This is a genomic window from Butyrivibrio sp. Su6 (assembly GCF_900108105.1).
Classification (GTDB): domain Bacteria; phylum Bacillota; class Clostridia; order Lachnospirales; family Lachnospiraceae; genus Butyrivibrio.
The window spans coordinates 263,663-276,644 of record NZ_FNUR01000004.1 but is presented as its reverse complement, the minus strand read 5'-3'; the positions used below and the strand labels follow the sequence as shown (position 1 = coordinate 276,644).

Annotated in this window: 10 protein-coding genes, 3 tRNA genes and 1 rRNA gene; 13 read left to right on the top strand and 1 reads right to left on the bottom strand. The window is 39.8% G+C overall.

Features of this window, described 5'->3' with window-relative positions; genetic code table 11:
• The 7 genes from C4S54_RS07130 to C4S54_RS07100 form a co-directional block, all read left to right on the top strand.
• A 23S ribosomal RNA gene (locus C4S54_RS07130) occupies window positions 1-292 on the top strand; the annotation flags it as partial.
• Window positions 293-398: 106 nt separating this feature from the next.
• A tRNA-Asp gene (locus C4S54_RS07125) sits at window positions 399-472 on the top strand.
• A gap of 30 nt (window positions 473-502) precedes the next feature.
• Window positions 503-575 (top strand) — tRNA-Val (locus C4S54_RS07120).
• Between the two features lie 26 nt (window positions 576-601).
• Window positions 602-674, top strand: a tRNA-Thr gene (locus C4S54_RS07115).
• Between the two features lie 169 nt (window positions 675-843).
• Window positions 844-2,586 carry an ABC transporter ATP-binding protein/permease gene (locus C4S54_RS07110; RefSeq protein WP_103868905.1) on the top strand — a complete coding sequence of 581 codons (1,743 nt, stop codon included), beginning with the start codon at window positions 844-846 and terminating at the stop codon, window positions 2,584-2,586.
• On the top strand, window positions 2,579-4,240 hold the full coding sequence (locus tag C4S54_RS07105; RefSeq protein ID WP_103868904.1) for an amino acid ABC transporter ATP-binding/permease protein: 1,662 nt from the start codon (window positions 2,579-2,581) through the stop codon (window positions 4,238-4,240). Before C4S54_RS07110 ends, C4S54_RS07105 begins: the two co-directional genes overlap by 8 nt.
• A gap of 166 nt (window positions 4,241-4,406) precedes the next feature.
• On the top strand, window positions 4,407-4,751 hold the full coding sequence (locus C4S54_RS07100) for a hypothetical protein (protein WP_146059969.1): 345 nt from the start codon (window positions 4,407-4,409) through the stop codon (window positions 4,749-4,751).
• 48 nt (window positions 4,752-4,799) lie between these two features.
• Here the strand turns inward: C4S54_RS07100 and C4S54_RS07095 are convergent, their stop codons facing one another.
• The gene (locus tag C4S54_RS07095; RefSeq protein ID WP_103868902.1) at window positions 4,800-5,795 is read right to left on the bottom strand and encodes an asparaginase; all 996 of its coding nucleotides are present in this window, start codon (window positions 5,793-5,795) and stop codon (window positions 4,800-4,802) included.
• Window positions 5,796-5,965: 170 nt separating this feature from the next.
• Between C4S54_RS07095 and C4S54_RS07090 the strand changes: the two genes are divergently transcribed.
• From C4S54_RS07090 to C4S54_RS07065, 6 genes are all read left to right on the top strand, one after another.
• Window positions 5,966-8,125: an ATP-dependent helicase gene (locus C4S54_RS07090; protein WP_103868901.1), complete on the top strand. Its 2,160-nt coding sequence runs from the start codon at window positions 5,966-5,968 to the stop codon at window positions 8,123-8,125.
• A gap of 234 nt (window positions 8,126-8,359) precedes the next feature.
• Window positions 8,360-8,824 carry an Hsp20/alpha crystallin family protein gene (locus C4S54_RS07085; RefSeq protein ID WP_103868900.1) on the top strand — a complete coding sequence of 155 codons (465 nt, stop codon included), beginning with the start codon at window positions 8,360-8,362 and terminating at the stop codon, window positions 8,822-8,824.
• Window positions 8,825-8,977: 153 nt separating this feature from the next.
• Entirely contained in the window at window positions 8,978-10,195 is a 1,218-nt protein-coding gene (locus tag C4S54_RS07080; protein WP_103868899.1) for an iron-containing alcohol dehydrogenase, read from the top strand.
• Window positions 10,196-10,348: 153 nt separating this feature from the next.
• Window positions 10,349-11,218 carry a YitT family protein gene (locus tag C4S54_RS07075; RefSeq protein WP_103868898.1) on the top strand — a complete coding sequence of 290 codons (870 nt, stop codon included), beginning with the start codon at window positions 10,349-10,351 and terminating at the stop codon, window positions 11,216-11,218.
• 90 nt (window positions 11,219-11,308) lie between these two features.
• Entirely contained in the window at window positions 11,309-12,136 is an 828-nt protein-coding gene (locus C4S54_RS07070; protein ID WP_103868897.1) for an exodeoxyribonuclease III, read from the top strand.
• Window positions 12,137-12,199: 63 nt separating this feature from the next.
• Window positions 12,200-12,961: a tRNA threonylcarbamoyladenosine dehydratase gene (locus C4S54_RS07065; RefSeq protein WP_103868896.1), complete on the top strand. Its 762-nt coding sequence runs from the start codon at window positions 12,200-12,202 to the stop codon at window positions 12,959-12,961.
• Window positions 12,962-12,982: the final 21 nt, after the last annotated feature.

The following is a 12,982-nucleotide window of genomic DNA, read 5'->3' as shown; positions in this document are numbered from 1 at the left end:
TCCCTATCCGGCGCGGGCGTAGGATATCTGAGAGGAGCTGTCCTTAGTACGAGAGGACCGGGATGGACGGACCGCTGGTGTATCAGCTGCATCGCCAGATGCATAAGGCTGGGTAGCCACGTCCGGAAGGGATAAACGCTGAAGGCATCTAAGCGTGAAGCCCCCCTCAAGATGAGATATCCCTGGTTTTTGCAGTAAGACCCCTTGTAGAGTACGAGGTTAGATAGGCACAAGGTGTAAGCATGGTAACGTGTTCAGCTGATGTGTACTAATAGGTCGAGGGCTTATCCATAAAGGTAAGTATAGAGAATTGGATTTAGATAAATCAGTGTTCGGTTTTGAAGGTACAAAAAAAACACATGCATTGCATGTGTTTTGTGCTATAATAATAAAATGATGGCCCGGTGGCTCAGCTGGTTAGAGCGCCGCCCTGTCACGGCGGAGGTCAGGGGTTCGAACCCCCTCCGGGTCGCTCAACTTCATATTTTAATTTATTTTGAACGGGATCTTAGCTCAGCTGGGAGAGCATCTGCCTTACAAGCAGAGGGTCACAGGTTCGAGCCCTGTAGGTCCCATTTTTTATTTCATAATATTTGAATATGCCGATGTGGCTCAATTGGCAGAGCAGCTGATTTGTAATCAGCAGGTTAACGGTTCGAGTCCGCTCATCGGCTCTATAGAAAGCAGAAATCATAATTGGTTTCTGTTTTTTTTATTGCAGCTTTAACCTCGTATTATGTTACATTAAGTATATATGTAAATGTGGCTTTTTATTGAAAGAATGAAAGCCAAAGCGATATACTGAATGCATCGAATGGATTTGTTTATAAAAGAGGAATATAAATGTTTGATAAAAGACTGATGAAGATGTGTCCGGAAAGCAAAAAATATATCATTGGAAACATTGTTTTTCAATGGGGTGAACTTTTTACTAATGCTGTAATGATAGGTGTTATTGGGGCATTTGTAGAAAAATTATATGAGAAAAAGCTAACGACTAATATGTTGATTAGTAGTATGATCATACTTTTTGGAGCTCTTATACTGCGTTGGCTGGCAAGCTATAGTGCTAACAGGATGAGCTATCTGGCTTCAAAGACTGTAAAAAGGGTTATGAGAGAGCAGATTTATAAAAAGCTACTGAAGTTGGGAAGTACGTATAGAGAACATGCTACCACAGCTGAACTGGTCCAGGAGTCTGTTGAAGGAGTTGAACAGCTTGAAAGTTATTTTGGTCAATATGTACCGCAGTTTTTCTATGCTTTTCTGGCGCCTATCACATTGTTCTTTATGTTTGGAATAGCAGGGAGCTTTAAGGTGGCTGCTATTCTTCTAATTTGTGTGCCACTTATTCCCGGAGCCATTATGATGGTTCAGAAAATAGCGAAAAAGCTACTTTCAAAGTATTGGGATCAGTATACAAAGCTAGGAAGTACTTTTCTTGAAAATCTTCAGGGAATGACGATTCTTAAAACTTATCAGGCAGATGCTTATAAAAACGAGCAGATGAACGCTGAATCAGAGAACTTCAGGCTGGTAACAATGAAAGTTCTGACAATGCAGCTTAATTCAATTATAATCATGGACTTTTTTGCTTATGGAGGCGCAGCTCTTGGAATAGCTATGGCAGGGAAATCATTTTTGGATGGAAAAATTGGGCTTGCATCTGTTATTTTTATGATTCTTCTTTCAGCCGACTTCTTTTTGCCAATGAGAAGGCTTGGAAGCTACTTTCATGTGGCAATGAATGGAATGGCAGCAAGTGATAGGATATTCAGCTTTTTAGCAGAAAAAGAGCCTGATAGTAAAGTAAAAGATTTCCCACAGCAGTTATCTGAAATTTCTTTGAACAAGGTGAACTTCTCATATGATTCAGATAGAGAAGTTTTACATGATGTTTCAATGTGCATTAGAATGGGTGAATTTACTGGAATTGTTGGCGAAAGCGGAAGTGGTAAGTCTACAATTGCTTCACTGATCATGGGGAGAAATACTGTACTGGATGGTGAAGTTAATATTGGTGGAATAAACGTAAATAAAATAAATGAAGAGAAACTATTGAAGAATATTACCTATGTGGGCTTGGGAAGTGTTTTTTTCAAAGGAACAGTAAAAGAAAACCTTCTTGTTGCGAAGGAGAATGCAACAGAAAATGAGCTTTGGTCCGTACTTGAAGATTGTAATCTGGCAGACTTTTTTAGGGGTGAGAAAGGACTTGATACTATTCTTACTGAGAATGCAGGCAATCTTTCCGGAGGGCAAAGGCAAAGACTTGCTCTTGCGAGGGCTCTTTTGCATGATTCAAGGGTGTATATCTTTGATGAGGCAACAAGTAATATAGATGTTGAAAGTGAAGAAGATATACTAAATGAGATAAAGAAGCTGTCAAAGATAAAAACTATCATTATGATCACACACCGCCTTGCCAATGTTGTATCTGCAGACAGGATATTCTGCTTGGAGAGTGGCATGGAAAAGGGCGAAGGGAATCATGAACAGCTTCTTGATACGTGTCCGGAATATAGGCAGCTTTGGAATACGCAAAAAGAGCTGGAGGAATTTGAAAAGGAGGCTAAACATGAATAAGACAAGCAAAATCAAAGTGCTTTTAAGAATGCTCGTACTTGTAAAGCCTCTTACAGGGTTCATGGCACTGGCTGTTTGTTTAGGAACTTTTGGTTTTTTGACAGCACAGTTCATCCCGATTCTTGGTGGATATGTCGTTTTAACAGGGCTAGGGTACGACACAGGACTGAAATTCGGGACGATAGTGTTACTTCTTGTTTTGTTTGCATTGTTACGGTCTGTTTTCAGATTTTCAGAGCAAAGGACTAATCATTATATAGCCTTTACACTGCTTGCAATCATAAGGGACAAAGTTTTTAAAGCTCTTAGAAGACTATGTCCGGCAAAGCTCGAGGGCAGAGATAAGGGGGATTTGATTTCTCTTATCACTTCTGATGTTGAACTGCTTGAGGTTTTTTATGCGCACACCATTTCTCCAATATGTATTGCGATAATAACAGAGATGATCATGTGTTTTTTCATAGGAAGTTTCCATCCGATGCTCGGATTTGTGGCATTGGCAGCATTTATGATTGTCGGAGTGGTTTTGCCGCTCTTGATCTCAAAAAGAAGTGGAACATTAGGAGATGATCTGCGCGGTGAATTAGGAGAGCTGTCGGCGCACATGCTTGAAAGTATCCGAGGAATTGATGAGATACAGCAATATCATCATGGGGAGAGCAGGTTAAAAGAAATATCGGATAAAACAAACGCTTTGTCTTTAAAGCAGAGTGTATTAAATAAACTTACAGGAACAAATATAGCGCTTGCCAATACTCTAATCTGGCTATCTGATATTGTTATGTTATGTGTCTGTTATTACCTTTACTTCTCAGGAGAGATAGGATTTGATGGATTTTTGATCCCAATGATTGCTCTTATGTCATCCTTTGGACCTGTAACTGCGCTTTCAGCGCTGGGAACAACTATCCAAAGTACTGTAGCGTCGGGAGCCAGGGTACTAGCTATAATAGATGAGAAACCAGAAACAGAAGATGTTTTTGGGTATGAAGACATTTCTTTTGATGGGGCTAAAGCTGACAAAGTTTCGTTCTCATACGAAGATGAGATTGTGCTCGATGATATCTCAATGGAAATAAACAAGAATGAGATTGTTGGAATAGTCGGGCCAAGTGGATGTGGAAAGTCTACATTACTCAAGCTCTTTATGAGGTTCTGGATGACAAAAGAGGGGCAGATCAGTGTTTCAGGTAAGAATGTAGAAAATATAAATACAGTCAACCTTCGAGATATTGAGAGTTATATGACTCAGGAAACACAGATTTTCAAGGATACCATTGCAGGAAATATCCGTATTGGGAAACTGGATGCTACTGATGAAGAAGTGGTAGAGGCCTGTAAGAGGGCATCTATCCATGATTTTATTATGACTTTGCCGAAAGGATATGATACAGAAGTTGGTGAATTGGGTAGTACTCTATCGGGAGGAGAGAGGCAGAGAATTGGGCTTGCGCGAGCCTTTTTACATGATGCGCCATTTATGCTTCTTGATGAACCTACAAGTAGTCTTGATAGCCTTAATGAAGCCATTATATTGAAGGCGCTAAAAGAATACTCCAAAAACAAAGCGGTGCTCATAGTATCACATAGACCATCTACAATGTGTATTGCTGACAGAACGATTTCAATGGAGCCAGCGCACAGAATGGTATAATAATGCCAAACAGTGATGTATAGGCTTTTTCTATTGTGACTCTAATGATATAATTATCGTGAAAGCGATAATAATGCATATTTATTATGCAGAAAGAAATAATATGGAGTTAAAAAACTGCTCGACATGTCATAGGGTTTTTCAATATCCCGGCTATGGGTATATTTTGTGCCCGGAATGTCGTCGAACAGACGAGGCACAGTTTCAGCTTGTTAAGAAATTCTTAGATAAGTACCCTGGTGCGGAAGGAAAAGAAGTATTTTTAGCTACAGGAGTTCCAATTAATACTTTGATCAAGTGGGTGCGCGAAGGGCGGCTGGTTTCATCGAATGCGGTGAATCTTGGCGCTGTCTGCGATATTTGTGGTAAGCCTGTATGCACGGGAAAGCTTTGCCCTGAGTGTAAAAAAGACATAGTAAAACAATTTAAAGAATCAGAAGCTGAAGATATAGAAAAAGTAGAAAAGATAATTCCAAAATCACACGATAAAGGAATGAAATTCTTGCATTAATAAAACCCAGATAACGGAAATAGACCTGATCCGTTATCTGGGTCTTTTTTATTTATTGATCTCACCTGCAATATTTATTGAGTAATAGTCTCTGATTTCTGAAGGATTTTCTGTCATTCCAAGAATCCACATAAGCTTTGTCAAAGCGGCTTCACTTGTCATGTCGTGAGCCTGAAGTGCACCTATTTCAAGAGATCTTTTGCCGGTCTCATAAACGTCCATCTTTGAGCCTTCATAAGGACATTGAGTTCCGATAACAACTGTTATTCCATTGCTGATCAGCTTCTCTATAGTACTGATAAAATCGTGGTTTACAAAAGGAAGACCACCGATTCCGTAGGCTTCGATGTAGATGCCCTTATAGCCCTGGTCAGCCAGAGATTCTAAAAGGCTTCTGTGCATTCCAGGGAACATTTTCAGCATACATACCTTTGTAGAGTAGGAATCTGATAAATGGAAAACCCCGTTTCTTACAGGAACAGCTTTTTCATCGATGCTCATACCAAGTGAGCTGATGGTAGCGACATTAGGGTAATTGATACTTTCAAAGGCATCAAAACTAAGTGATCTGACTTTCGATGCTCTGCAGCCAAGCATTACTTTTCTGTTAAATGCGACAAAGACACCGGGAATACCGCTTGCAGCCATGTGGATGGCGCATCTGCAGTTTTCCATTGCATCGGCGACAGGATTGGTAATAGAAAGCTGTGATCCGGTTACAACAACAGGAATATTTATGTTCCTGAGCATAAATGAAAGCATGGAAGAAGTGTAAGCCATGGTATCAGTGCCGTGAATTACAACAATTCCATCATGATCATTTCTTACTTCGCTAATTCTTCTGGCAAGTTTTGACCAATCTTCAGGAAAAATATTTGCACTGTCTAAAGAGCAGAAATCTTCAATCTCAAGGGTTGTGTCCCCTGAGACCATATGAAGCTCTTTTTGCATATCAATAGTTGTAAGACCGGGAGCAAGGCCATTCTCCTTCATGACAGATGAAAGAGTACCGCCTGTATTTATAATGAGAATATTTTTGCTCAAGATGTAATCTCCTTTAGTAATGAAATCATTGATTATTACAACATACAAATTGGAGTATGGCAAGGTGCTTAGCTGATAAAAAATCTGTTGCAAAATCGAACAGCTGTTCTTATAATGAACTCAGTGTAGTATACGTCGAATTTGTTTGTAAAAGTATGTGGGAGCATGTAATGTTGGAACTTTTAGATAATCTCAATGAAGCCCAGAAAGAGGCTGTAACAACTACAGAAGGGTATATACGTGTTATAGCAGGCGCAGGTAGTGGCAAGACGAAAGCTCTTTCTACACGTTTTGCATATCTTGTTAATGGTATTGGTATTATGCCGGGGCATATTCTTTGCGTGACTTTTACGAATAAATCTGCCAATGAAATGAGACAGAGGATCCATGCCCTTACAGGGGACAATGATACAGGATATATCAATACTTTCCATGGTTTTTGTGTTTCAATCCTTCAGGAGGATTCACACGCTGTTCAGTATCCCAAGAATTTCCTTGTTCTGGATAATTCAGATATCGATGACATTCTTAAGATAATATATGAAGAGAGAGGGCTATCCCTTCGTGATATGACCTTTAGTTCTGCAAGGGACATGTTTGAGATAAGAAAGCTATTTGAAGAGCCGAAATATTATCTTGATATGCTCACGATGCCTCTTGAGACGCTTAAGGACAAATATGACAAGGCAACAGAAGTAAAAGATATCCTGTTTTATGGTTACCTTTATCAGGAGAAAAAGTGCTTTGGACTCGATTACAATGATCTTATAAAGTTTTCTCTTTATATTTTTAAAGAGAACCCGGATATAAAGCTTAAGTGGCAAAAAAGACTTGAATATATCATGATCGATGAGTTTCAGGATATAGATAGTCTGCAGTATGAGCTCATGGAGGTTTTAGCCGGATATCATAAAAATCTTTTTATTGTAGGAGACCCCGATCAGACAATCTATACCTGGAGAGGGGCTAATGTTAAGTATCTGCTTGATTTTGACAAGAATTTTCCTGATGTTAAGACCATTATGATGAATGACAACTACAGGTCAACACCTCAGATATTGTCTGCAGTTAATTCGCTGATCAATAAGAACAGATTCAGGATAAAAAAAGATCTCGTTCCAACAATTGCAGATGGAGAAAGTGTTTTGTGCCACCTGGCACCTGATACTTCTGATGAAGCGGACTGGGTAACCGGCGAAATACTTGCTCTTAAGGGATATGGGGTTAAATATAGCGATATCACTATTCTTTACAGAGCTCACTATGTAACCAGAACTGTGGAAGAGGGGCTCATGAAGGAAAAGATTCCTTATGCAATATATTCCGGCGTTCAGTTCTTTGGAAGAGCAGAAATCAAGGATGCATTATGTTATCTGAGAATGCTGGTTTACAGAGACGATATTTCTTTTCGCCGTATTGCAAATGTCCCCAAAAGGAATCTTGGAAAAAGACGCATGAGCTTTTTAGAGCAATACGCAGCTGATAATAGATGCTCATTGTACATGGCCCTTAATGAAAATCTTGAAAATGAATTGTTTAAGGGGACAAAAGCGGGACAGTTTATAGAACTTATCGAGCACTTTTCTGAGAGTTATGAAGGACTTCCGGTGTCTGAAGTTCTTGCCAAGATATTAAATGACAGCGGATATGAGGCAATGCTCAGAACAGAAGGAGCCCAGGAGAGGCTTGATAATCTCGCTGAGCTTAAACAGTCAGTTTTTGAATATGAGACAACCTGCGGTGAAGAGGTAGGACTTGAGGATTACCTGAAGCATATAGCTCTTTTTACCAATGCTGATTCTGATGCGGGTGAACAGGACAAGGTAAGGCTTATGACTGTACATGCAGCTAAAGGCCTTGAATTTCCGTATGTCTTTTTGTGTGGCATGAACGAGGGAATATTCCCATCGAGAAAGGTCCACACACTTGAGGGTATGGAAGAGGAGAGACGCCTTGCTTTCGTTGCCATGACCAGAGCAAAAAAGAGACTGTTTATATCGGAAGCTGGAGGCAATACATTTGAAGGTATTCCTCGTTATCCTTCAAGATTTATCATGGACATAGACAGAGATTTGCTTGAATTTACTCAAAAGCCTGATGAGAACATGATGGCAGCTGTTCGCAAGTTTATAGACAATGACTCCAGGCATTTAAAAGGTGCTTCAAAGCTCAATCTTCTTGAAAAAGGGCAAAGAGTTCATCATGCAATCCTTGGAGTCGGGACTATACTTGATATAAACATTGATGAAGAGAGCTATCTTATCAAGTTCGATGAGATGGAGACTCCAAGGCAGATTGCGATGAAGGTAAATCTTAAACCAGTAAATTAAGGCAGATAAAACAGGTTATTTGTCCGATAGATTAAATTTGTAATGTTTTATGCAATATCTTTTTATCCAAATTAGCACTCTCTGTTGACGAGTGCTAATTACGGTGTTATATTGTTTGTAGAACAAAGGAACAGAGAAGACCGTTAGGACTTTAAGATTCCAATGATCCAAACCCTCCGTCCCAATGCTCATTTACAAATAATCAATTGTTTATGTGCAAAGGAGGTAATTATTATGTTAGCACCTAGTATTTTTGAAGAGAACTTTATGGATGATCTGTTTGGATTCCCGTATATGAAGGAATTCGACAATATGGAGCGTGGTCTTGAGCGTAAGCTCTACGGCAGAAAAGCTTCAAGGATGATGAAGACAGACATCAGGGAAAAAGATGACAATTATGAAGTTTCTATTGATCTTCCGGGCTTCAAAAAAGAAGAAATAACAGTAGAGCTTGACAATGGTTATCTGACAATCAGTGCGTCTAAGGGCATGGATCACGATGATAATGACAAAAAGGGCAAACTCATCCGTCAGGAGAGATATGCAGGGTCAATGACCAGAAGCTTCTACATTGGCGAAAATGTACAGAAAGAAGATGTTGAGGCAACCTACAGACATGGCGTTCTTACTCTGACAGTACCTAAGAAGGCTATGGAGAAGACTCTTCCAGAAAAAAATCTGATAGCGATTGAGGGATAATATTTAACAGTTAGTAGTACGAACCCCCGGCACTCATATAGTGCCGGGGATTTTTTATGCCTTATTGAATATTTCTTGTGCATAATTACGACAAAGTGTATAATTAAAGATGGGTTACGTTATTTTTTTAACATTATAAAGGAGGTATTTCAGATGTCACGTTTTACACTGCCCAGAGATGTTTACCACGGTAAGGGAGCTTTAGAGGCTCTTAAGACACTGGAAGGTAAGAGAGCTATTGTTTGTGTTGGTGGAAGCTCAATGAAAAAGGGCGGCTTTCTTCAGAAGGTGGAGGATTACCTTAAAGAAGCCGGCATGGAAGTTGAACTTTTTGAAGGAATTGAACCTGATCCATCAGTCGAGACAGTTATGAAGGGCGCTGAGGCTATGCAGAAGTTCCAGCCTGACTGGATTGTTGCTATAGGTGGAGGTTCACCTATCGACGCAGCTAAGGCTATGTGGATCAAGTACGAGTATCCTGAGACAACATTTGAGGATATGTGCAAGGTATTTGGACTTCCAAAGCTTAGAACAAAGGCTCATTTCTGTGCTATTCCTTCTACTTCAGGAACAGCTACAGAGGTTACAGCTTTTTCAATTATTACTGACTATCAGAAAGGAATCAAATATCCTATAGCTGATTTCGAGATCACACCTGACGTTGCCATTGTTGATCCTGAGCTCACTCATACTATGCCGGTTAAGCTCGTTGCTCATACCGGTATGGATGCGATAACACATGCTATTGAAGCATACGTATCTACAGCTAACTGTGAATATACAGATGCTTTGGCAATTCATGCCATTGAGCTTATTCAGAACAGTCTTGTAAAGTCATATAACGGAGATATGAATGCAAGGGATACAATGCATGATGCTCAGTGTCTTGCAGGTATGGCATTCTCTAACGCGCTCCTTGGTATCGTTCATTCTATGGCGCACAAGACCGGTGCTGTATTTGCAGATAAGGGTGCTCATATTATTCACGGAGCAGCTAATGCTATGTATCTTCCTAAGGTAATTGCCTTTAATGCAAAGGACACTACAGCTAAAAAGAGATACGGTGTGATTGCTGATTACATGAAGCTTGGCGGATCAAGTGACGATGAGAAGGTTAAACTTCTTATTGATTACCTTCGCAAGATGAATGATGACCTCAATATTCCTCACTGCATTAAGCATTATGGGGCTGATGGACTTCCGGCAGAGGAAGGCTTTGTTTCTGAGGAAGTATTCAATGAGAGACTTCATGACATAGCAGCTAATGCTATACTTGATGCTTGTACAGGCTCTAATCCTCGCCAGCCTAGCCAGGAAGAAATGGAGAAGCTTCTTAAGTGCTGCTATTATGATACAGAGGTTGATTTCTGATAAAAATAATGTAAGGGTTTTATGCTGATAATAAGTGTTGAAGTAAGGGGAGCAGGAGACTGCTTCCCTTTTTACTGTTTGAATTATAAGGTTTTAAGTATATAATTCTATATGCTAAAAAATTTTAAGTTGAAAAAGGTTGGAAATATCTAAATGAAAAGGTTTGCGATTATAAAAGAAATACTTATTTTGACAGTGGCGACAACAATCATCGGAGCTGCTGTTTTCTTTTTTCTTATGCCAAGTCATGCAACAGTGAGCAGCATAGCCGGATTATCCATTGTTTTAACTAACTTTGTTCCGCTGCCGGTTTCGGTGATAACCATGATACTGAATGTATTTCTTTTGATAATAGGTTTTATAACCTGTGGTCCTGAGTTTGGATATAAGACAGTATATACATCAATTCTGCTTCCTGTGGTGATTGGCATTTTTGAGAGAGCTTTTCCTGATTTCGTGTCTTTTACAGGAGATGCGACACTGGATGTTTTGTGCTACATCTTTTTTGTGAGTATCGGAATCGCAATTCTTTTTAACAGAAACGCATCCTCAGGAGGGCTGGATATTGTCGCCAAAATCCTAAACAAATACCTAAGGATCGATCTTGGAAAGGCAATGTCAGCTGCAGGGTTGTGTGTTGCAGCGTCTTCGATACTTGTTTATGATTCCAAGACGCTGCTTCTTAGTATTTTGGGAACATATTTCAACGGAGTGATCCTTGATCATTTCATTTTTGATCAGAAGCTTAAGAGAAGAGTATGCATTGTTTCCCCTTTTGAGAAGGATATTCGTGAGTTTATCCTGAACGAACTTCACAGTGGAGCAAGCATCTATAAAGCTATAGGTGCTTATCGCATGCAGGAACATGATGAGATAATTACTATCGTTGATAAAAACGAATTTCAGAAACTGATGGCTTTTATAGATAAGGTTGATCCGCAGGCCTTTGTTACTGTTTATAAGGTCAGTGAGATGCAGTACAGATCAAAATCAATGCCGGAGAGGATTTTCGGAGAACTGTGAGTTTGGCATGCTGCCAGACCGGTTGAGACAATGGATACGAATTCATGTATAATGAAACATGATGTATTTAATTAGAAAAGGAGTCAATTTATGAAATTTATTTCCTGGAACATAGATTCAATTAATGCTGCTCTTACCGGCACAAGTCCTCGCTCAGATTTAAGTAGACAGGTTTTGGATACAATAACCAAGGAAAATGCTGATATTATTGCCATTCAGGAGACCAAGCTTCCGGAAGCAGGCATGAATGCCAAGCAGGAAGAGGCTTTAAAAGCATATTTTCCTGAATATGACTATGTATATGTTAGTTCCAGAGAGCCTGCAAGAAAGGGCTATGCAGGAACTATGGCACTTTACAAAAAAGATATCAAGGTAGTAGCAAGCTTCCCTGAAATAGGCGCCCCTGACACAATGGACAGCGAGGGAAGAATGATCACCTTGGAGCATGACAAGTTCTTTTTTAACCTGGTATATACTCCTAACGCAGGGGATGGGTTAAAAAGACTCAAAGAGCGTCAGGAGTGGGATGTTCACTACACTAAATATCTGAAATCTCTCGATGAGGTTAAGCCGGTTATCTCCTGTGGAGATTATAACGTGGCCCACGAGGAGATAGACCTTGCAAATCCAGACAGCAATCATATGTCAGCAGGATTTACGGATGAAGAAAGAGCTGGTTTTACTAATCTTTTAAATGCCGGATTTGTTGATACATTCAGGTTCATACATGGAGACATTCCAAATGTGTACTCCTGGTGGGCTCAGCGCATCAAGACAAGTAAGATTAATAATTCAGGCTGGAGAATTGACTATTTCCTTGTCAGCGACAGGATAAAAGATAAGGTCACAAGGTCAGATATGTTGGATTCCGGGGCAAGGCAGGATCATACACCAATTGCTCTTGAGATCGAACTGTAAGATAGAATTTGACGATATTATAAGTTTTGAAGGTAAACAGAGCTTTAGGAAGGTTGTGTTTTAATGTTAGATCAGTTTTCAAGAACTCAGTTATTATATGGCGCGGAAGCTATGGAAAAACTTGCTTCTGCCCGAGTTGCTGTTTTTGGAGTAGGTGGAGTTGGCGGTTATGTAGTTGAGGCTCTTGCCAGAAGCGGAGTAGGCGCACTTGACCTCATTGATAATGATGAGGTTTGCGCTTCAAATCTCAACAGGCAGATAATCGCAACAACAAAGACCATTGGAAAATACAAGGTTGATGTGGCAGAGGAAAGAATTCATGATATAAATCCTGATTGCAGAGTCAGGACTTATAAAACATTCTTTTTACCCGAGACAAAGGATCAGTTCAATTTTAGCGATTATGATTATGTTGTGGATGCAATTGATACTGTTACCGGAAAGCTTACGATTATAGAAATGGCAAAAGAGGCAAATATCCCGGTTATATCTTCAATGGGAGCAGGAAATAAGATAAATCCTGCGATGTTTGAAGTTGCTGATATATATGAGACCTCCATATGCCCGCTTGCCAAGGTAATGCGACATGAGTGTAAAAAAAGAGGAATCAGAGATCTTAAGGTTGTTTATTCAAAGGAAAAGCCAATACAGCCACAGGCAGATACGTCCAAAAATGAAAATGATAACAACACCGTTTCTCAGGAAACAACAGGAAGAGATTCCAAACGCAGGGCGATTCCGGGTTCAACGGCATTTGTTCCTTCTGTAGTAGGACTCATCATCGCCGGTGAAATCATAAATGATATTACAGGAATAAAAAGATAACCATTATTACTGGTTAAAAGG